Below are 22,064 nucleotides of genomic sequence, written 5' to 3'. Positions count from 1 at the left end.
AATATGGGCTTCCGGCCCATTGAACAAAAATACATGTTGGGTATCTTCGCGCCCTCTATTCACCTATCGATATTCATAGCATGGGTACTATCGTTTCCTTTCTCTCGTCGTTTTCCGGATCTTTCATCCTGATCTTCCTCCCCGTCTGCGGCGGCCCGGTTTCCTGGGCGCAGTCCTTCGGATCGTACGACGAAATGCTGACGGCATTCAGGAACCAAGTACCAGATTCCAATGGAACTTATGAGGTAGATGGCCTGATGATCGAACATGGTCCCGTCACCATCATGCTGGTGAGCGGTACCGTCCATCTGGGCAGTCCGGTCGGCGGGCGTCCGGTATCGGCCGTCTTCATCGGCAAGGGGTCGGCGATCTTCACGCCTACCCTGCCTGTGGAAAAAATCAATCTCCAGCGCTTCTATCCGAACGACGTCTACAACGAGGAATTCACCTCGGCCTTCTTCCTGTTCGTCGACGATGACATGACAGCCCAGTTCAAGTCAGGCACCCACAAGCCCACGGAACGGCCCGGAAGCGATGTGCGCGGCATCATGGCCGCAGGTGTGGAAGCCTATGTCTCCACCGACGGCAAGCAGGTGGAACCCACCCTCGCGCGCGCCATCCTTAACAACCGGCGAGGCGATCGGGGTTTCATCTGCCAGACCTACAGCAAGGAAGGACAATACCAGGCCATCATCGGCGCCGATCCCTACGATACGGAACCGTATACGCTCACCATCGGCGAGCGTGGTACGCTGGGATGGAACTGGACGTCCGTCAACCAATGTCCTCCACCCGAAGGTGTCGCAGCCGTCGACAGCAACAGCGTATCGGCGGGAGACATGATCTACGTCGGCCAGCATACGATCGTCTGCAGCATCGACAGATCCCTGGCCATGAAGACGACCGACCGCATGGACGTCACGATAACGACGGACTCGGCGGAGTGGATCTCGTTGTCGCTGAACTATCGCCTGACGGTGGACTCCGTCCGCGAACACGGCGGAGCGATGCTGACGACGCATCGTCCGGACAAAAGCGGCCTTCTCTGGATCAAACTGCCGCGGATGATGCGCCGCGGTGAACGTACGGCCTTCGTGATAACGTATCACGGTGAAGTCATCGAACGTCAGGGCGACATCACGTTCCTCAAGACGTCGATCGACTGGTATCCCTATCATGGATACAAGCAGCTCTCCTTCTTCGATCTCGTCTTCGAACACGACCGCCGCTATATCCTCGTATCGATCGGCGACAAGGCATCGGAAGAGAAGCAAGGCGATATCGTACGCAGCCGCTGGCTGCTCGGACGCAAGATGAGGAATGCCTCGTTCAACATCGGTCTCTTTCGCGAGAAGACGATCGAAGGCAACGGCTATCCCGATGTCCAGCTCAACTACTACACGAAGGACCAGGTCGACGTCGTGGAAACGGATGTGAAACAGGCGCTGAACTTCTTCACGAAGCTGTTCGGTCCCCTGCCCATCAATCGTCTCTATGCGACGGAGTTGCCGGCCTTCCACGGAGAAGCGTTTCCGGGCATGCTCCATCTCTCGACGCTCGCCTTCTACAAGGTCGAGGATGCCAGGACCGACGACTTCTTCGGCGAACAGTTCACGTCACATGAAGTGGCCCACCAGTGGTGGGGTATCGCCGTCGACTTCCTTTCCTATCGCGATCAATGGCTGAGCGAGGGCTTCGCCATGTATTCGTGCCTGCTCTATTCGCAGCTCGCGGCAAGCGAGGGCGACAAGTTCTTCCGTCTGCTGGAAGAGTACTCGAAGAGCATCCGGAACAACGGCAAGAATATGTTCGGCACGTTCCGCAAGCCGCCGTCCATCTCGCTCGGCGGCCGCGTCTCCTCCGGCGGAAGCGGCGGAGAATACAACACGTTCATCTACTACAAGGGTGCGTGGGTCGTGCACATGCTGCGGAACATGATGCTCGATCTGACGACGATGAAGGAAGATGCCTTCATGACCATGTTCAAGGACTTCTACGCCACGCACAAGCTGAAGTCCGCCACGACGGAGACGTTCCGCAGTACCGTCGAGAAGCACGCCGGACAGGACATGTCGTGGTTCTTCGATCAATGGGTACACGGCAACGACATCCCCACCTATACCTTCGCCTGGAAGCATGAGAAGCAGGCCGACGGAACGTACAAGATCACGTGCCGCGTCCGCCAGGACGACGTCCCCGAAACCTTCCGCATGTACATACCGATCAAGATCGTGACGGAAGACAAGAAGGTCTACCGCATGCGTCTCCATATGACGGGCAAGGAGGCCGTGATCGACCTCCCTGCCATCGCCGGCGAACCGGACGACATCGTCTTCAACGATCTGACGTCGGTGCTCTGCACCGTCAGGACCGAGAAATTCTAGCTTCCGCTGTTGGCGACGAAGGGCTGCAACATGCGGGCGAAGGCACTGACGTTCCTCGTCTGCATGTACAGCCGGCCGGGGCCCATGAATTCGCAGACGAGGCCTTCGCCGGATGCGATCGTGGAGAAGAGGCCGCGCGCTGCTTTGCGAATGGTATAGGTGACGGTCGACGGGAAGGCCACGATATGGCCCGTATCCACGATGTACCGTTCACCTGGCTGAAGGTCCTTGGTATAGATGGCACCGAAGGAGTTCAGGAAGAGCGTGCCCGTACCCGAGATCTTGGAAAGGAACAGTCCTTCCCCCGAGATCAGGGCCTTGATCGATCCCTGTGTATCGAGCGTGAGCGAAGGATCACCGGCGAGATAGGCTCCGCTTTGCGCGAACCACGTCTCGTTGCGGAGATCGAGCTGGACGATGTCACCGGGGGCGGACGGTGCGAGGATCAGCTCGCCATTGCCGTGTACGGCCGAAAACAACGATGCGAACAGCGATTCGCCACCGACGGCCGCCTTCAACGTGCCGAGAATACCTTTGCCGCTCGACGTGGCTTCGAGTTCGATGGTCGGGCTCATCGACACCATGGCGCCGGATTCGCCCCGGAACTGCTCACCCTGCTGCATGTCGACGCGTAGCATGGAATACACCGGGCTGTATTCGATCGAGAACTTCATGACATCTCCTTGGTTGGATCAACCGTTGTAGATATGACCGCCCGACGCTGCATATTCCTTCAGTGCGGCGGCGGATTCGGTGCGACATACGTCGCGGATCACGTGGATGTTGCGCTGGGCATAGCCGTCGATCCAGTTGTCGGCCTTGACGCCTTCGTCGAAGCCGATGGCCCGGATATCCTCGTCGCGCGCACCGATGACGAGCGTACGCAGGCCCGACCACGGAATGGCCCCCATGCACATGGCGCATGGTTCAGCCGATGCATAGATCGTATACCGTCCCGTCGCTCCCAGGTCCCACGTTCCCGCCGCTTCTTCCGCCATCATGATGGCGACCATCTCCGCATGCAGGATGCTGAGGTTGAGCGACGTGACGAGGTTGAGGCCGACGCCGGCCACGGCACCCGTGTCGTCGTTCACGATGATGGAAGCGAAGGGGCCACCCGTACGATGTCTGATGTTCAGGCGAACGAGATCGATGACTGCCTTCATGCGTTCTTCATGCCCGGCATGTGGCTCGGGCGCCTTCCATTCCGCTATCCAGGACGGCAGTTCTACGTTCATGATGGACCTCTTCGTTTGGTCGGACATTTCCCGCGAATGTACATATTCGCGGCCATGCGTATCGTCGTCCAGCGTGTATCGTCCGCCTCCGTCACCGTGAATGGTCAGGTGACGGGTTGTATCGACCGGGGTCTGCTCGCCCTCGTCGGCATCACCCATGGCGACTCCCCCGCCGAAATGGAATGGATGGCCGACAAGCTGCTATCGCTCCGCATCTTCTCCGACGATGAAGGGAAGATGAACCGTTCCGTATCGGACATCGGCGGCGGAATCCTCGTCGTTTCACAGTTCACGCTCTACGGCGATCTGAAGAAAGGAACGCGTCCATCCTTCATCGACGCTGCACGCCCGGAACACGCCGAACCGCTCTACGACATGCTCGTGGCACGTGTTCGCGAGCGCGGCAAGGAGCATGGGCTGAACATCGGCACGGGAATCTTCGGCGCGATGATGGACGTCGCGCTGGTGAACGACGGTCCTGTGACGATCATCCTCGAGCGTGAGGCCGGGAGATAGTCATCGCATCACATACTATGCGGCCCCATACAGGAACGTTCTTCCGGTACCGGCTCGTGCAATCCGTTCCTGCGGCAGGTACCGCAGGTTCCTCCCCGCTTCGCGCAATGAGCACAGCGCGTACAGTTCCTGCACGCACTGCACGGCACGCTGCCCGAACACGCCGCCAGCGGATCGTCCTGCGGCACGAACGACGTACAGAACAGACCTGCAGCGAACAGGATCAACACCTTCTTCATGCATCATCTCCTTTCCGTTTCGATCGATCATATATGCCCATTCGGCGATCTTCCGGTCGCAACATAATGGCATCACTCACCATGGCACATCCCCCCTGATCGGGATTTTCACCCCGTGTGCTGGTGACGAATCGGAAAGACCATGTCCATCAAACGACGACGGCGGCATGGAATGGTCCACGCCGCCGCCGTATGATGTTCGATGTATCGTCTATCAGACCACGACGGTCTGCTCGTTCATGTTCTCGAGCGAACGGCAGATGGCGGCCAGGCATTGCGTGGCCAGAGCACCGTCGATGACGCGGTGATCGTACGTCAGCGAGAGGTAGACCATGTGACGGACGACGATGAGGTCTTCACCGTTGACCGTGCGTACGACCGGACGCTTCTGGATGGCACCGATACCCATGATGGCCGTCTGCGGCTGGTTGATGACCGGCGTTCCGAAGAGCGAACCGAAGGAACCGACGTTGGTGATCGTGATGGTGCCACCGGAGATATCGTCGGGGACGAGCTTCTTCGTGCGGGCACGTTGCGCCAGATCGTTCATCGCGCGGCCCATGCCGGTCACGTTGAGCGTGTCAGCATTCTTGATCACCGGAACGATGAGGTTGCCATCGTCCAGCGCCGTGGCCATGCCGAGGTTGACGCGCTTGTGCAGGATGATGTTCTTGCCATCGACGCTGACGTTGACCATCGGCCATTGCTTCACGCCTTCCACGCAGGCCATACCGAAGAACGGCGTATACGTGAGCTTGAATCCTTCGCGCTTCTCGAAGGCACCCTTCATCTTCTCGCGGAGCTTGACGATGCCCGTGACGTCGGCTTCGGCCACGCTCGTGACGTGCGGCGACGTCTGCTTCGAGCGCACCATGTGCTCTGCGATCAACTGACGCATGCGGTCCATGGGAATCACTTCGTCATCGGCGCCGATCGGCAGCGACGGCGTGGAAACCGCTGCAGGAGCCGCAGCTTGCGCAGGTGCCGGGGCGGCAGCCGGAGCAGGAGCTGCAACGGGAGCCGGAGCACCCGTACGTGTGCGGAGATAGTTCTGGAAATCGGTCTTCGTGACGCGGCCTTCGAGACCCGTTCCCTGGATGCGGTCGAGCTCCTCGACGCTCACGCCTTCCACTGCGGCCATGCTGCGCACGAGCGGCGAGTAGAAACGTCCACCCGACGTACGGGGAACACTGGAGGTGGCAGCCGACGCGACGGCAGGGGCTGCGACCGACTTGGCGGCACCGTTCGTGGCAGGAGCAGCGGGTGCGGGTGCTGCCGCAGGAACAGGAACGGCCACTGCGGGTGCAGGGGCTGCGGCAGGTACCGATGCGCCGGCACCGGTTGCGATGCGGGCGATGACCTTGCCGACTTCGACGACGTCGTTTTCGTTCGCGAGAATGGCGGACAGCACACCGGCCGTCGGCGACGGTACTTCGGTGTCGACCTTGTCCGTGGAGATTTCGAGGAGCACTTCATCGCGCTCGATCTTGTCGCCGACCTTCTTCACCCAGCGCAGGACCTTGCCCTCCTGGATCGATTCGCCCATCTTGGGCATCACGACGTCGACTTCGGCACCACCGGCAGCGGGGGCCGGAGCGGGCGCAGGAGTCGCAGCAGGTGCGGGTGCAGGGGCTGCGGCCACGGGGGCAGGGGCCGGAGCGGGCGCAGGAGTTGCAGCAGGTGCGGGTGCAGGGGCTGCGGCAGGAACGGACGCATTGGCATCCGTGCTCAGGATCGCGATGACCTTGCCGACCTCGACCGTATCGTTCTCGTTAGCGAGAAGCTGTACGATCACGCCGGCGGACGGCGACGGTACCTCGGTATCCACCTTGTCCGTGGAGATTTCGAGAATCACCTCGTCACGCTCGACCTTGTCGCCAACCTTCTTGACCCAACGAAGGATCTTGCCTTCTTGAATTGACTCGCCCATCTTGGGCATCACGACTTCTACGTTCATGTCGCGCGTCTCCGCGGTAAATGTGTCGGTTCGGATACGAAAAAAGAGCCGCAACATACCGAAAGTTGAGGGATTGGGCAACGTAACGACGGGCATCAGAGCGATGCCAGAGCTTCCGCGAGGTGTGGATGGCGGAAACGGAAGCCATCCATTTCCGTCCGCATCGGATGAGCGTACTGTCCGTGAATCACGAGGTCGGCCTGGAGACCCAGCACGATGCGCAGGACGATGGAAGGAACGGGCAGCCACGACGGTCGGTGCAATGCTGTTCCGAGTGCCTTCGAGAACTCCTTCATTCTCACGATGCCCGGTGCGGTGATGTTGTACGGCCCGTGAACCTGCGGCGAAGCGATGGCCCACCGGAATGCCCCGATGACGTCGTCGCGATGGACCCACGGCATCCATTGATCCCCTGGACCCAACGGTCCGCCGATGAAGAACTTCATGGGGCCGGCCATACGGGGCAGTGCTCCTTCGTTCCGATCGAGTACGAGGCCCAGCCGCAGAACGGCCACACGTGTGACCGTGCCGGCGCGTTCAGCCTCGGCCTCCCACAGTCTGCATATGTCGGCGAGGAACGTGGCACCCGCGGGCTGCGATTCGTCTCCGGGAATGCTCGTATCGCCGTAGAAGCCGACGGCCGACGCGTTGACGAGGGCTGGCGGGCGCACACAGTGCAGAATCGCATCGACGATGGCGCGCGTACTGCTCACGCGGCTGTCCAGTATCTCCTTGCGGTAGGACGACGTCCAGCGATGGGCTCCGACGTTCGCACCGGCGAGATTCACGACGGCTCCGGCACCATCGAACAACGCTACGAGATCGTCATCCCATCCGGCACTCGCAGCGCCTTCGACGTGGCGGCGTTTGCGGGATATCACGACGACGTCGTGTCCTTCACCATTCAGGGCTTCGGTGAGAGCCGTGCCGATGAAGCCCGACCCTCCTGCGATAACGACACGCATGATAGTCCTCCAAATGTAAAAGGCCCCGTGGTTACATACCACGAGGCCCCGAAGTTCCAGTGCGACGAAGACCTTGCGGCTTATTCCTGGCCGATCACCCACACCTTGAGGGTAGCGGTGATCTCGGGATGAAGCTTGGCCTTCACGTCGAAGATACCAAGCGTCTTGATCGGCTCTTCGATGATGATCGTGCGGCGATCGATGTGGAAGCCGCGGAGTTCGAGTTCGGCGGCGATCATCTGACCCGTGACCGAACCGAACAGACGGCCTTCTTCACCGACCTGCATCGGAATCGTGATCTGCAGTTCCGCGAGTTGAGCGGCGACGACTTCGGCCTGTTGCTTGGCCTTGGCCATCTTCACTTCATACTGCTTCTTTTCGGTTGCGAGCGAACGGATGGCACCGGCCGTGGCCATGTATGCCATGTTGTTCGGAATCAGGTAGTTGCGTGCATACCCAGGCTTCACGGCCACGATTTCGCCGATCTCACCGAGGTTTTCCACGTTCTGACGAAGGATTACGTTCATGGTTTTCTCTCTTCAACAACGTCCGGAAATAAGGTTGATCAGGAAACCGGAGCTTCCGACTTCGTCGGTGCGCCAGTTGACTTGTTCGCTTCGGCCATCGCGGCTGCACGGAGAGCCTGTGCTTCGGCGCGAACCTTGCGGAATTCGCGGAGCTTCGGATCCAGTTGCATCGTCAGGTGACGCAGGACGTTGTCTTCGAGAACGAAGAAACGCTCAAGCAGCGGAATGGTGTTCGACGGCGATTCGAAGCAGCAGTACACGTAATAGCCGTTGTACTTCTTCTTGATCGGATAGGCGAGGCGACGACGACCCCACTTGTTGACTTCGACGATCTGTCCGCCGTGGTCGACGATGTAGTCGGATACACGCTTGACGATCGCTTCGGTGTCGGCGTCTTCGAGCGCCGCATTGACAATGTAGGTCGTTTCGTACAGGCGACGTACACTCATGAGGACCTCCTATGGATGCTTTCGCAGCCGTCGCTGTCCATACAACGGCAGGTATTGGGGAATGAATTCACTGCAAGAGCCGACAAAGGTACGGCACTACCTTATGGAAAACAAATATTGCCGAATAGTGATGTAACAATCCCCTGCCGTTCGTAAGCAAAAAACCGTAACTTCGCAACTCTTCTAAATGGTATCGGGTGACCTCATCGCTGCCCGAAGTTGTCATAATCGTTTATTTCGTGGTTTAGTCGCATGTCTGACCTGACCAACGCTTCCGAGCCAATCGAGGAAGCATCCGCCGAAGCAACGCCTGCCCCTGAGGCAGCCCCTGCCCCCGAGGCAACACCGGCTCCCGTAGCCGAAGCCCCGGCAGCCACAACGGAACCTGCCGCCGATGCCGCTCCTGCGGCCGACGCAGCGCCCGGATCTCCCACCCCTGCCGCCGCCGAACCGTCCATGACGGAAGAGGAACAGGCGGAAGACCAGCGCAAGAAGGCCGAAGAGCGCGCGCGCAAGGAAGAAGAACGCAAGCGTCGCGACGAAGCCTACGAACAGCTCCAGCACCTGAAGGATACGAATGCGACCTTCGACGTCGTGCTGATCGAGCGCGTCAAGGGTGGGCTGCGCGGCGAATACAACGGCATGCGCGTCTTCCTGCCGGCATCGCACTTCGGCATCCGCAAGAATGTCCCCGAAGAGGAGCTGGGAACGGCGATCGGCCAGACGGTACAGGTCAGGGTCCATGAACTGCAATCGGACGATACGGGATACAAGTCGGCCGTGGTGACACGCCGCGACATCCTGCTCGACGAATTCTGGAGCACCATCGCAGCCGGTGCGGTCTATGACGGTACCGTCACGTCGGTCACGACGTTCGGCGCCTTCGTCAACATCGGCGGTGTGGAAGGCCTCGTCCACGTATCCCGCCTGTCGAATTCCCGCATCGACAACCCGGCGACCGTGGTCAAGAAGGGCGACCGTCTCAAGGTCACCGTCGCTGAAGTGGACAGCGAGAAGCGCAAGCTGTCGCTGAGCCACCGCGAACACGAAGAATCGCCGTGGAAGGGTGTCAACGCTGCCTATCCCGTCGGCAAGCGCGTCAAGGGTACGGTTCGCCGTATCACGGACTTCGGCGCCTACGTCCAGGTGGCACCGCGCATCGAAGGCCTGCTCCGCATCAGCGAGCTGTCGTGGACGCAGCGTGTGAAGCATCCGTCGGACGTGATCGCCATCGGCCAGGAAATCGACGTCGAAATCCTGTCGGCCAACGAGGACAAGCAGCAACTCGGCCTGGGATACAAGCAGACGCAGTCGAATCCGTGGGAGAACGTGCTCTCGATCCTTCCGGTCGGTATGGAAACGCAGGGCATCGTCCAGCAGTCGTCCACGCAGGGCGCCGTCGTCCGCGTCGCCGAAACGTTCGATGGCTTCATGCCCCGCAGTAAGATCGTGAGCATCGGCCGCGGACAGAAGGTCGAATTGAATCCCGGCGATACGATCACGGTCATCGTCGCGGACGTCGTGCCCGCGTCGCAGTCGCTGATCCTCGCCATGAAGGGCGCCGAGCAGTCGAACGAGGGCCGTGAAGACCGCCGCGAACGCGATGGCGGATCGTTCCCCCGCCAGGCCCGTCAACCGGACAGTGCCGGCGTGACGCTCGGAGATCTCCTCAACGATTCGGAAAAGAGCAACCTGTACAAGGGCTGATCCATTGCCGGACAATGAACATTTCAGGAAGCCGTCGCGGTACATCCACGACGGCTTCCGTATTTTCAGGGCATTATGATGATCGTGCAGCACATCGTCCCTTCCCTCCGCATCCGCAGGATGATCGCCACCACGTTCGTCGTGCTCGTCATGTCCTTCCTGCCCGTGCTGTCGCAGCAACAGGGCGGCAGCATCATGCTCCAGCCGCGAGTGGTCACACCGGCCGAATTCATCACGGGTGATACGGTACACCAGGAAGGCCGGCTCAACGTTCCGGGCGAAGTGACGATACGCTTCACGCCGGAACAGGACACCGCATATCGCGAAGCGCTCCGGACGAACATCAGCTCGTCCCTGCGATTCACCATCGCTACCAGAACACTGTCCTCCATCCTCCGCACGGCGACCGCCTTCCACCGCGAACCTTCGCCATGGGAAGCGGCGATGCGCACGATGGACATTCCGACGGCGATGTTCATTCCGAGCGGACAGCAAGTGGTGCAGCAACAGATCAACGTCGCCAATTCCATGTACGTCCCCGGCGTACTGATGCGGCCGATGGGCACCGGCAACGCCATGATCAACTTCAGCGACATCGGCCGGTTCTTCGGCCTCAGCGAGGACATCTCGCCACGCATCCGCTACTTCGTCGACGAGACCATCGAAGTCCATATCGTCGTGTATTCGACGCAGGCCCGTATCATCGCCACCGTCTTTCGCGGCATCCAGGGTCCGGGCACGTACGAGATCGTATGGAACGGACGTGACGAACGGGGAAAGATCGTGAGCAACGGCGACTACATCGCGGAAGTGCGCCTGGGCAACGAACGCCTGACGAGGAAGCGCATCGTATGGCCGCCGCAGAACTAGGCCGGTAACTTTTCGAATCGTCGAGCACTCGTATCCGGCGTATCATCGAAGGAAGCACATGACACTCCGGCACCTTCTTCTGGCCGTGTTGTTCTCTACCGTTTCGGCATATGCCGCCCATGACGTCGAACCGCAGACCGTCGTCCTGCGATTGCGCGCGGACAGCCCGACGGCCAGGGCGTGGATCGAGGCCGGTCGTAAAGGCCCGCTGACGTCCCTCACCTCGATCATCGGCGACCATTCCTCGGAAGGCTACGTCTCCGATGCTACGCTGAAGGCCTATCAATGGGCGCTCGACAAGCGTCCCCAGACGATCGTCACCAGCAATCCCGGTCATACCGTCGCCCGCATCGCCGTCGTGCATTATTCGGCGCTCCTGCCCCCCCTCACACTCGCGCGCAAGCTGGCCACACATCCCGATGTCGACTACGCCGAACCGCTTCCCGTCCGCCGTATCGACGGAACACCCAACGACCCCCTTGCCGTAGATCAATACCATCTTGGCAAGATCGGCGCCTTCGAAGCATGGGACATGCTCCCGGAAGGAGTTTCCACGGTGATCGGCGTCGTGGACACAGGCGTTGACACGACGCATCAGGACCTCGGCGCCAACGTATGGAAGAATACCGGCGAGATGGGCCTCGACAACAATGGCTTCGACAAACGCTCGAACGGCATCGACGACGACCGCAACGGCTTCGTCGACGACTGGATGGGATGGGACTTCCTCGGTGCCGATGGACAGTCGCCCGACAACTCCCCGCTCCCCGGCAATCCCCACGGAACGCACGTCGGCGGCATCTGTGCCGCCATCGTCGACAATCACCTCGGCGTCGCAGGTGTCGCACGCAACGTCAGGATTCTTGCCGTGAAGGTAGGCCGCGATGATGTCAACAGCAGGACGGTGGGCCGTACGGGTGACGGAATCCTCTATGCCGCATCGATGGGGGCGTCCGTCATCAACTGTTCCTTCGGCAGCTCGGCACAGTCGTTCGCCGACATCGACGTCATCAATGCGGCAACAGGCCTGGGTGCGCTGATCGTCGCAGCCGCCGGAAACGACGGCGACGACCTCGCCTACTATCCTGCAGCCTATCCGAATGTCCTGTCCGTAGCCGCAACGAATACGGCCGACCGCAGGGCCTTCTTCTCGAATTTCCACGCAACGGTCGACGTCAGCGCACCTGGCCAGGGAATCCTGTCCACCGTCCTCAATCAGGGCTACGAGGCATACGACGGAACGTCGATGGCCTCGCCCGTGGTTGCCGCCGTGGCTGCCATGCTGCGCATGGTGCGTCCGAACTTCAGACCCGATGAAGTCCTGGCCGTGATCAAGGCGACGACGGACGACATCGACGCGGAGAATCCGTTCAGCGTGGGACGTATCGGCACCGGGCGCGTGAACGCCCCTCGTGCCCTGCAGTCGTCCACAGCCCGGTGGGCATCGTTGACGTCGACAACCTTCATCGAGGAGACGCCGGACGATGTCTTCGCCCCCGGTGAGGATATCACCCTGCGCCTGACGGTCAAGAACATCCTCGATCCCCTGTCCAACGCCACGCTGACCACCCGCATCATTCCGTCGGACGTCGCCCCGCTCATCACGAGCGGCCCGATCTCGGTAGGGGCTATGCAGCGTGGAGAAGAGCGCACGTTGACGGACATGGTACGACTGACCCTGCCCGACGATACACCGATGAACGGCACGTTGCGCCTGCTCATCGTCCTGACCGACGCCGACGGTCGTACCGTGATGCGCGAACTCGTCACGGCCACCGTGAACCCGTCCTATCGCAACATGACGGAGAACGACATCAAGACGACCGTCAACAGCATGGGGAACATCGGCTACAACGACTACCCGAACAACGAACAGGGAATAGGACTGTCGTATATCGACGACCGCAGCCTCCTCTTCGAATCGGGTCTGCTCGTCGGAACGTCGCCGACGAATCTCTCGAACGTCGTACGCGGTGCCGCCACGTCGTTCAAGGACACGTCCTTCCATGCGACGCGCGTCGTGTCCATCATGCGCGACAGTGTACCAGACGGCATCCGCGCCGTAACGGGCTATGACGACCGTTACGACAACTATGCCACCGGCGTCAGCGTACGCCAGCATGTCTATCAATCCCCTGCCGACTCGATGCGCAACGTCATCACGGCGGTATACGACGTCACGAACCGGACCGATACCGTCCAGTCCGACGTCTACCTGTCGCTCTTCTTCGATTGGGATATCGGGACGGCCGGGCTCGAGAACGGATGCGCATGGGACTTCGACAACGGCATCGGTCTGGTGCAGCACGCGAACCGTCCCGACCTGCCGAGCGTCGGCGTCAGCATGATCTCGCCCAATACCGTGAACTTCTACGCCATCGACAACGATGGCAATTCGACCTTCAACCCGGGCATCTACGACAACTTCATCAGGGCGAAGAAGTGGCTGATGATGACGAGCGGCATAGGTCGTTCCAATTCACTCGTCACCGACGTGTCGATGATGATCGGTGCAGGGCCGTTCGCCCTTTCACCTGGCCAGACGCAGCAGATCGTCTTCGTCATCGGCGCCGGAAGCACCTATGACGACGTGGTCAAGGGGATCAGGGCTGCACGTAATCGTGCCGTGAACATGGGGCTCAACGCCACGACGTTCGTGCGTACGCCACGAGCGGACAGGATCGTCCATGTCGAGAACGGCCCCACGCTGTCGCCCGGTACGACGGAGATCATCTTCGAACTCCAGAGCAGAACGCCCGTCACCATCGACATCGTGGACGCATTGGGTCGCGAGATACGCACGGTCTATGACCAGCCGAGCGTCCAGCCCGGCGTACACAACGAGTCGATCACGATTCCCGACGGTGCGAGCGGCAACTACTTCATCCGCATGCGCACGTTCCGCGGTACGACGGTATCACCGTACTCGTTGATACGCTGATCGTCGAACGCATGGCGTCACCGTCGGGCCATGACCCGACGGTGACGCGAGATCATTCCGTTCTGCGTTCGAGAAGAGCCACGGCTTCCACGTGGAAGGTCTGCGGGAACATATCCACCGGCGTCACGAAGCGCACGTCGTATTTCTCTGCCAGCAGCGCGCAATCGCGTGCCTGCGTCGCCGGATTGCAACTGACGTAGACGACCTTCGGTGCGTCGATACGGAGAATATGTTCGACGAGCATGGCATGCATTCCGGCACGAGGTGGATCGACCAGCAGGACGTCGGGCTTCGGGAACGAATCGAGCAGCGTCGTGGCCGCCGCCGAATGCAGGTCCACGGTATGGAATTCGACATTCGCAATGCCGTTGCGTTCGGCATTGGCACGTGCATCGGCGATCGACGATGCCACGAGTTCCGCACCGACGACATGCTTCGCCCTGCGTGCTGCGGGAAGCGTCAGTGTTCCTGTTCCGCAGTAGAGGTCCCATACCACGTCGTCACTGCCGATATCCGCGGCATCGATGGCCCGGGTGACGAGATTCGGGAGCTGGACGGTATTCGTCTGGAAGAACGAGAACGGCGAGATCCGATAGCGGATACCGTGAGAATCTTCTTCGAGGTAGCCCGGACCGCGCTGTTCGACGATGGTACCGACGGCCACAGGAGAACGCGTGTCGTTCACGGCGGCGACGAGCGTGGAGTCGGCGGGCAGTCCTGCGTGCTGATCGAGCCAGGATGCGATGAAGGCACGTTCGGCATCATCGGATGGCGAGGTCGTGACGAGAATTGCCATGACGGCACCGGTGGCCACGCTCGTGCGGATGACGAGATGACGTGCGAATCCATCGTGGAATCGCTGATGATGGGCCTTGATACCATATCGTTCGGCGAGTTCGTGCGTGGTCTTCAGGATACGGTTGGCCAGTGCGCTCTGGAGCATGCAGTCGTCGAGGTGCCGCACCTTGTCGAAGCGTCCGGGCACATGTAGCCCCAGTGCGAACGACGTCTCGAAGATCTCACCGGAGGCGATCTCCTCGTTCGTGAGCCACCGCGAGGCCCCGAAGGAGAATTCCATCTTGTTGCGATAGTGATACGGCTGGGGGCAGGCCACGGTAGGCCTGTACTCTCCCACGGAGACATGGCCGATACGCTCGAAGGCGTCGATCAGGTGCTGCCTCTTCCATACACACTGCTCGCCATAGTCGAAGTGCTGCCACTTGCATCCGCCGCAGGCACCGAAATGCGGACACGGGGGCTCGAGCCGGTAGGCGGACGGCTCGTGTATCTCCGTGGCGACGGCCTCGACGAACCGCTTCTTCTTGCCCTTGACCCTTGCCGTCACGCGCTCGCCGGGGAGCGCCCCTTCGACGAAATGAACCACACCGTCGACGCGGCCGACGGCGATGCCTTCGAATCCGATCGTATCGATGGCGACTTCCACATATGTAACCGGACGTTCTTTCCTCATGCCTCTACCGTAGATTTGTGCTGCAAAGTTACCGTGAGCGCACATGATCACCATTCGTTTGTTTCGTCAAGACGTCTTCGAGATCGTCCCCATGGCACGGCTCACGGAGATCGACCTCGGCCAGCTCCCCGAAGGAGCGATGGTATGGGTGGACATGGACACTCCCACCAGCGAAGAGGAAACGACAGTACTCAGGACGTGGTTCCGGGTCCATGAACTCGTCCTCGCCGACATGCACCGGGCATTCCGGAAGTCGGACGACGACCGCCTGCACCATCCGAAGGTCGAGGACTTCGGTTCCTACCTCTACGTGATCATGCACGCACTGCAACTCCATGACGAGGAGACGGATGACGACGACCCCACGTCCTACCGCTATGCGTCGACGGCGCAGGTCAACATCATCATCGGCGAGAACGTCCTGATCACGCATCATGCCGTGTCCCTGCAGCCGATCAGGGCCCTGGGCGAATCGTGCAGCATCAACCATCGCCTGATGCGCCGCGGACCGGACTTCCTCCTCCATCTTCTGCTCGACGACCTCGTCAATCAGTATCTGCCGCTCGTCACCATGTTCGAAGACCGTATCGAGGAAGTCGAGCATACCGTGTTCAGGCAGCCCACGACGCTGACGTTGTCTCGCATCCTGAACATGAAACGACGCCTGCAGGAGGCACGACGAACCGTCGTCTACCAGCGCGAGATCGTGAACAGACTCGCACGCGGAGAGTTCGATCTCGTGGCACTCGATGAATCGGTTTATTATAGAAATGTTTACGATCATCTCGTCCGCGTTGCAGATCAGCTCGAAGCTGCGCGCGACGGCGTGACGTCCGTCATGGAAGCCTACTTCTCCGTCAGCAACGCACGACTCAACCAGGTGATGAAGGTACTCACGGTCATCAGCACGATCTTCCTGCCACTGACCTTCATATGCAGCATCTACGGCATGAACTTTCACTTCATGCCTGAACTCGACTGGGAGTACGGCTACAGCCTCATCTGGGCCATCATCCTCGTCATCGGCGTTTCGATGGTCATCTACTTCAAGCGGCGAGGCTGGCTTGACTGACGTCTTCCGCATCGTCACCGCGCTCGCCCTGATCGCCTGCACGGGATTCACCATACCCATGCAGCAGGCCGCCAATCCGTGCCGTATCACGTCGGTACGGGCCGAAGCGATGCCGGACTCCATCGTACTGCGCATCACCGGCAGCCCACGCCTGGAGCAGTATCAGCGGCCCGAACGCACGGGACGCAGCGTCGTCCTCCGCATTCCCAACGCGACGCACGCGGCGACGCTCGACAGCACGCTCACGGCGGCGGGCCTCGCCATCAGGCACGAGATCATCCGCGACATCCTCGTCTATCGCATCACGATACCGGCGCGAATCAAGGACGTCGCATGGCGACGAGAAGGCCCGTCGACGGTCGCTCTCTCCTTCATCAAGGAGGCATCGCCACCCGGCGACGACCGGAACCGTCCATCGGGCAACAGGAAGAAATGGGAGCTCGACGTCATCGTGCTCGATGCAGGACATGGCGGCGTCGACGGCGGTGCAGAAGGCACGAACGGCGCTCTCGAGAAGAACGTCACCCTCGCCATCGCGAAGAAGCTCAGGACGCTGATCCGCGAAGCGATGCCCGATACGCGGATCGTGATGACGCGGGACGACGATACGTTCGTCGAACTCTTCCGCAGGACGGAGATCGCCAACGAAGCGGGTGGCAAGCTGTTCATCAGCATCCACTGCAACAGCATGCCTACGAAGCCTCATCCGGCGCATGGCTGCGAAACGTACATCCTGAGGCCTGGACGCAATGCCGATGCCGCACGCGTCGCGGCACGCGAGAACGCATCCATCCAGTTCGAGCGGTCCCAGCAGCACTACAAGGGCATGTCGGCCGACCAGTTGATCATGGCCACGATGGCGCAGCGCAGCTTCGTCCAGCTCAGCGAGACGCTCGCTGCAAAAATCCAGCGCGAGGTATCACGTCGTACGCCGCTTCAGAACCGTGGTGTAAGCCAGGCCGGATTCTATGTCCTCGTCGGGGCGTCGATGCCGAACATTCTCTTCGAAACGGCCTTCCTGTCCAACAAGAGCGATGCAGCATACATCACGAGCGAAAAGGGCCAGGAGCAGGTCGCCGCTTCCATGCTGGAAGCCATCAAGGCCTATGCCCGCAACTACCGGGAACTGCTGAAGTAGGCCGGTGCCATTCATTCATCGTAGATTCGATCCCGTGACGTCAAGCACACATAACTATACCGCCCGCCAGCTCATTCCTCGCGTCCTGCGATTCGTTCGTCCGTTCCGTGGACTCCTCGCCTTCTCCCTCGTCGCCAACCTGCTCTTCTCGCTGTTCAACGCGCTGACGCTGGCCATCGTCGAGCCCGTGTTCCGGACGCTGTTCAGCGGACAACAGTCGGCGTCGGGAGCGATGGCCCTGCCACCGAACGTCACGCAGGTAGGAACGACGCTGAAGACATCCTTCGACAACTTCATCTACGGCCTGCTCATCTCTCCGGATTTCTTCACGACGATCCGCAATCTGAGCATCGCCATCTTCCTGCTCTTCCTGTTCCGCAGCATCACGAAGTACATGAGCAACCTCATCTCCACACGTCTGGAGGAAGGCATCATGAAGTCCATTCGCGACGCCCTGTTCATGAAGTTGACCGATCTGTCCATGGAATACTACGGGCGCAGGAAGACGGGAGAGATCATCTCGTTGCTGACGAACGACGTCGGAGTCCTCAACCACGCCACCATCAACTCCATCACGGCGCTGTGGCGTGAGATCACGACCATCGTCATCTACGTCACACTGCTGCTGATCATCTCCGCCAAGCTCACGGCCATCGCTCTCGTCATCAGCCTTCTGGGCCTCGTCCTCATCCGCACGTCGACGACCTTCCTGCGCAGGTACGGTGCGCGCATGCAGAATGCCCAGGCGGACTACACGGCCACGCTTCAGGAAACGGTCACCGGTATCCGCGTCATCAAGGCGCTGACGGTCGAACCGCTGATGATCCGGAAGTTCGTCACGCAGACGGCCCATTTCGTGCGCTCGGCACTGAAGAACACACGTGTCCTCTCTCTCGTTCCGGCCGTGAACGATACGTTCGGCATCCTCGCTCTCGTCGCCGTCTTCTACGCCGGTGGTGCGGCTCTCGCTGGGGGCGAGCTTACGGCACCGAATCTCATGACGTTCCTCTTCCTGCTCTTCGGACTGATGCAGCCCATCTCTGTCACCATCAGTACGATCGCCGGCATGCAGCGCGGCATCGTAGCCGCCTCGAACATCGTGAACACACTCGATGAGGAACCGTCCGTCGTCACCGGCACGGAACAGGCCTTACCCTTCGAACGGACCATCGACATCAGGAACGTATCCTTCGCCTACGGAACCGCGGACGTGCTCCGTGACGTATCGTTCTCCATCCGGCGCGGGGAAACCGTCGCCCTGGTTGGAGCGAGCGGAAGCGGGAAGTCCACGATGCTCGATCTCCTGATGCGCTTCTACGATCCACAGCGAGGATCCATCGACTTCGACGGAACGAACGTGCGCGCCTTCGATCTGGCTTCGTACAGGAGGCGCTTTGGAACGGTCTCGCAGGAGACGATCCTCTTCAACGACAGCGTCGCCAACAACATCTCCCTCGGAGAACCTGACGCCGAGCGTGCGTCCGTGGAGCGTGCTGCAGGCATCGCGCACGCGGATACCTTCATCAGAGCGTTGCCGGAAGGCTACGATACGAACATCGGCGACCGTGGCATGAAGCTCTCCGGAGGGCAGCGTCAACGTGTGGCCATCGCACGGGCGCTCTATCGCGATCCCGACGTCCTCCTGTTCGACGAAGCCACGTCTGCACTCGATACGGAATCGGAGCGAATCGTCCAGGATGCCATCAACGGTGTGCTGAAGAACAGGACGGCCGTCATCGTCGCACACAGGTTGTCGACGATCGTTCATGCGGACAGGATTCTCGTCTTCGACCACGGCCGAATCGTCGAGGAAGGATCACACGATGAGCTGCTGGAACGCAAGGGCGTCTATGCCCGTCTGCATGCGCTCCAGTTCAAGGAATCAACGGCTGCCGGGAGCTAGCCGTTCACCGAGACCTAGTCTGCGGAAGACCGTATAGTGCGGCGTCTGCATTTCCAGCGGCACATAGCCGATGGCGAGCGTCGATGCGACGGAGGCCTGCACTTCCTTCGATATGCCCGGATGGTAGTAGACGACGAGCTGCTTGCCCGAAGCGATGAGGGCGATGAGCGTGGACTCGTCGGCCGTACGCGCATTCAGTGCGACGGGCGTGTAGGTATATCCTTCGTTCCATCCGGCCATCCAGCCCTTCGTATACCAGGCGAGTTGCGGATTGAAGGCATCGCCGGCATTCTGCCGGTGATAGAGATAGACGAAGGTATGGGCCGTGCGCTCCTTCAGTGCTTCGGCCACCGCCTTGCCTCCTTCGATGTCATCGGGGCGTCCGAGCATGACGACTGCCACGCAGCGAAGGATCATGATGGCACATGCTCCGTAGATCACAGTGCGATATCCCTGGACGGAAAGACGATCCACGAGACGGCGCGGCAGGACGAGCGGCAGAATGACGAGCGCGGCCATGAAGACCACGACGAGCATCACGCGCATGTCGACGAACATCGTACGCATCCCTATCCGCACGAAGGAAAGCAGCGACCATAACGTCACGGCCGACACGAGACCATAGACTGCCACGATCATACGGCGTACGCATCCCGTGAGCATGCGCTCCAGGCCGTACACGGCCACGAGGACGACGGCCGGAACGAGTATGACGGTATAGTGCGGATTCTTCGTCGCGGCGATACTGAAGATCAGCAGACCGGCCACGAACCATGCGACGGCGAGGATCGCTCCCCGCTGTGTCCGCGCCGGCAGCATCGATCGCCACACGACGGCCATCATGACGTAGACGAAGGCCACGACGGAAAGGGCGTGTCCGACGAGGAGTTGATTGACGTAGTACAGAGCACCGAGCTGACGACCGTTCCCTTCCACTGCCGTCGTCATATGCGGCACCGTGAGTGCGAGCCAGAACTGATCGCCATAGTGCGAGACCATGGAGAGGTACCACGGCAGGGCCAGAAGGATTCCCGCCACTGCCGGCCAGAGCGCCTTCGCAAGCCCCTTCACATCCTTCCTGACATCGACGACGTATGGTACGAGGAACAGCAGCGGCAGCAGGGATACGACCATCTTCGTCAACAACGCCGCGGCGAACACTGCGGCGAAGATCGCACCATCCTTCCATGCATCGCCACGGTCCTTGCGTTCATGCATCCGGAGCGCTGCCCAGAATGCAGCCAGCACGAACGTCATGAGCGGTACTTCCGTCATCATCTGACGTCCGTACAGCAACCACGGCAACGTCCCCGCAAGCATGCACATCGCGAGAACGGCATGGTCGAAGCTCATGAACCTGCGTGCGATGAGGAAGATGAGCCACAGCGACATCCCGGCACACAGTGCGGAGAACAGGCGCACGGCAAGAGGCGTCGGCCCCATCACGCGAATCATCATGGCGCCGACCCACGGGACCATCGGTGGCGGTGTGGACGAATACAGACCGCCAAGAGCATGGGGCGTCTGATCCCACCACGCATCGTAACGGACGATGCTCTCCGCGCGGACGGCGTACAGGCCCTCATCCCAGGGCTGGATCTCCTGTCCTGCAAGACGCAGCAGGAACAATCCCGTCAGGGCCAGGATCGCGGCAGCGACGGTATGATGCCGGGCCGTCATTGTACGAAGTAGATCATGCGTGGAGTGAAGCTCACGATGAGGACGGCGATGGCGAACCAGCCGACGATCTTCCTCGTCGGGCTCAACGGAACGTCATCCGCGACGGGCGGATGCGGAATACGTATCACGAACCGGATGAGAATGGCCCAGATCAGCCATCCGTCACCGAGGGTGAACATCCATGGAATCGTTCGTTTCATCGCGTCGAGGGCGGGCAGGATCGAATGCTGCAGCCAGATCACGAAGCCCTCGGGTGACGGCTCGGACAAAAGCTCCTGCACCACGCCGAGCAGGGAAAGCATTCCCGCGACGAACAGACACCACCAGAGGATGCGTGCCACGCGGAACTGACGCTCGCCGATCAGCGCATAGAGCACATGACCACCGTCGAGCTGACCGAACGGCAGCATGTTGAGCGCCGTCACGAACAGTCCGAACCAGCCTACGCAGAGAAACGGATAATGATAGATCTCGTTCATCGGCGGAATGAAGGAAGCGCCCTGTGCGAAGACGCTGCGCATGGCGCTGAAGACGATCGTATCGCCGAAGTACATCCCCGTCGTCAGCATACCGTTCATACGGTATTCCGGATGGATCTGATACAGATAGTCGATCGGCGGCAACGTGGCGAAACCGACGGCAAGGATGGCGAGGCAGACGACGAAACCGGCCAGCGGGCCAGCCACACCGATGTCGAACAGCACCGTGCGCGAGGGAATGGCCTGCCGTGTACGGATGACGGCTCCCATCGTACCGAACGGCAACAACCAGAGGAGCGGCATCGGTATGAAGTACGGCAGGGAGACATCCACGCCGTGTCGACGCGCGGCGATATAATGACCGAACTCGTGTGCGCTGAGGAAGAGCATGAGGAGCACGGCATAGGTAAGACCGTGCGTGATGTTCGTCACCTCGAGCCAGTTCTGCCCGATCCATGCCGTACCTGCCAGCATGGTCGACGCGAACGTCAGCACGAACAACAGGGCGTGCAGCCACATCGGCGAACG

At 60.5% G+C, this 22,064-nt stretch carries 18 protein-coding genes; 8 read left to right on the top strand and 10 right to left on the bottom strand.

Going from position 1 to position 22,064, the window contains the following annotated elements:
• Positions 1-80 precede the first annotated feature (80 nt).
• Positions 81-2,384 carry a hypothetical protein gene (locus tag BGO89_10820; GenBank protein OJX57002.1) on the top strand — a complete coding sequence of 768 codons (2,304 nt, stop codon included), beginning with the start codon at positions 81-83 and terminating at the stop codon, positions 2,382-2,384.
• Here BGO89_10820 and BGO89_10815 read toward each other — a convergent pair.
• Complete coding sequence (locus BGO89_10815; GenBank protein ID OJX57001.1) at positions 2,381-3,058, bottom strand: TIGR00266 family protein; 678 nt, start codon at positions 3,056-3,058, stop codon at positions 2,381-2,383. The two genes, BGO89_10820 and BGO89_10815, sit on opposite strands and share 4 nt — an antisense overlap.
• Before the next feature lie 18 nt (positions 3,059-3,076).
• Positions 3,077-3,649 carry a hypothetical protein gene (locus BGO89_10810; protein OJX57000.1) on the bottom strand — a complete coding sequence of 191 codons (573 nt, stop codon included), beginning with the start codon at positions 3,647-3,649 and terminating at the stop codon, positions 3,077-3,079.
• A 27-nt stretch (positions 3,650-3,676) separates the two neighbouring features.
• On the opposite strand from BGO89_10810, the gene BGO89_10805 reads away from it, so the two are divergent.
• A complete protein-coding gene (locus BGO89_10805; GenBank protein OJX57358.1) occupies positions 3,677-4,138 on the top strand; it encodes a D-tyrosyl-tRNA(Tyr) deacylase in 462 nt (153 codons plus the stop codon).
• 15 nt (positions 4,139-4,153) lie between these two features.
• Here the strand turns inward: BGO89_10805 and BGO89_10800 are convergent, their stop codons facing one another.
• The 5 genes from BGO89_10800 to BGO89_10780 form a co-directional block, all read right to left on the bottom strand.
• Positions 4,154-4,408, bottom strand: coding sequence for a hypothetical protein (locus BGO89_10800; protein OJX56999.1), 255 nt, complete (start codon positions 4,406-4,408; stop codon positions 4,154-4,156).
• 183 nt (positions 4,409-4,591) lie between these two features.
• A complete protein-coding gene (locus BGO89_10795) occupies positions 4,592-6,334 on the bottom strand; it encodes a 2-oxoglutarate dehydrogenase, E2 component, dihydrolipoamide succinyltransferase (GenBank protein ID OJX56998.1) in 1,743 nt (580 codons plus the stop codon).
• Positions 6,335-6,429: 95 nt separating this feature from the next.
• Positions 6,430-7,299: a TIGR01777 family protein gene (locus BGO89_10790; protein ID OJX56997.1), complete on the bottom strand. Its 870-nt coding sequence runs from the start codon at positions 7,297-7,299 to the stop codon at positions 6,430-6,432.
• Positions 7,300-7,379: 80 nt separating this feature from the next.
• Positions 7,380-7,826: a 50S ribosomal protein L9 gene (locus tag BGO89_10785; protein OJX56996.1), complete on the bottom strand. Its 447-nt coding sequence runs from the start codon at positions 7,824-7,826 to the stop codon at positions 7,380-7,382.
• Between the two features lie 38 nt (positions 7,827-7,864).
• Positions 7,865-8,275, bottom strand: coding sequence for a 30S ribosomal protein S6 (locus BGO89_10780; GenBank protein ID OJX56995.1), 411 nt, complete (start codon positions 8,273-8,275; stop codon positions 7,865-7,867).
• 252 nt (positions 8,276-8,527) lie between these two features.
• Here BGO89_10780 and BGO89_10775 point away from each other — a divergent pair, with 252 nt between their 5' ends.
• From BGO89_10775 to BGO89_10765, 3 genes are all read left to right on the top strand, one after another.
• Positions 8,528-9,982 carry a hypothetical protein gene (locus BGO89_10775; protein OJX56994.1) on the top strand — a complete coding sequence of 485 codons (1,455 nt, stop codon included), beginning with the start codon at positions 8,528-8,530 and terminating at the stop codon, positions 9,980-9,982.
• A 75-nt stretch (positions 9,983-10,057) separates the two neighbouring features.
• Positions 10,058-10,852, top strand: a complete 795-nt coding sequence (locus BGO89_10770; GenBank protein ID OJX56993.1) for a hypothetical protein — start codon at positions 10,058-10,060, stop codon at positions 10,850-10,852.
• Between the two features lie 58 nt (positions 10,853-10,910).
• Entirely contained in the window at positions 10,911-13,793 is a 2,883-nt protein-coding gene (locus tag BGO89_10765) for a hypothetical protein (protein ID OJX56992.1), read from the top strand.
• Between the two features lie 52 nt (positions 13,794-13,845).
• On the opposite strand, the gene BGO89_10760 is transcribed toward BGO89_10765, so the two are convergent.
• Complete coding sequence (locus tag BGO89_10760; GenBank protein OJX56991.1) at positions 13,846-15,264, bottom strand: 23S rRNA (uracil-5-)-methyltransferase RumA; 1,419 nt, start codon at positions 15,262-15,264, stop codon at positions 13,846-13,848.
• A 43-nt stretch (positions 15,265-15,307) separates the two neighbouring features.
• Here BGO89_10760 and BGO89_10755 point away from each other — a divergent pair, with 43 nt between their 5' ends.
• The 3 genes from BGO89_10755 to BGO89_10745 are packed head-to-tail and all read left to right on the top strand — an operon-like array spanning position 15,308 to position 19,377.
• Positions 15,308-16,336: a magnesium and cobalt transport protein CorA gene (locus BGO89_10755; protein ID OJX56990.1), complete on the top strand. Its 1,029-nt coding sequence runs from the start codon at positions 15,308-15,310 to the stop codon at positions 16,334-16,336.
• On the top strand, positions 16,329-17,474 hold the full coding sequence (locus BGO89_10750; protein OJX56989.1) for a hypothetical protein: 1,146 nt from the start codon (positions 16,329-16,331) through the stop codon (positions 17,472-17,474). The genes BGO89_10755 and BGO89_10750 overlap by 8 nt, the downstream gene beginning before the upstream one ends.
• Positions 17,475-17,508: 34 nt before the next feature.
• Complete coding sequence (locus tag BGO89_10745) at positions 17,509-19,377, top strand: hypothetical protein (protein ID OJX56988.1); 1,869 nt, start codon at positions 17,509-17,511, stop codon at positions 19,375-19,377.
• On the opposite strand, the gene BGO89_10740 is transcribed toward BGO89_10745, so the two are convergent.
• Positions 19,357-21,057, bottom strand: coding sequence for a hypothetical protein (locus tag BGO89_10740; GenBank protein OJX56987.1), 1,701 nt, complete (start codon positions 21,055-21,057; stop codon positions 19,357-19,359). The genes BGO89_10745 and BGO89_10740 overlap by 21 nt on opposite strands.
• Positions 21,054-22,055, bottom strand: coding sequence for a hypothetical protein (locus tag BGO89_10735; protein ID OJX57357.1), 1,002 nt, complete (start codon positions 22,053-22,055; stop codon positions 21,054-21,056). The genes BGO89_10740 and BGO89_10735 overlap by 4 nt, the downstream gene beginning before the upstream one ends.
• Positions 22,056-22,064: the final 9 nt, after the last annotated feature.

The organism is Candidatus Kapaibacterium thiocyanatum, from assembly GCA_001899175.1.
Taxonomy (GTDB): domain Bacteria; phylum Bacteroidota; class Ignavibacteria; order Kapaibacteriales; family Kapaibacteriaceae; genus Kapaibacterium; species Kapaibacterium thiocyanatum.
The sequence above is the reverse complement of the archived record's forward strand: the minus strand, read 5'-3'. Positions and strand labels throughout refer to the sequence as shown.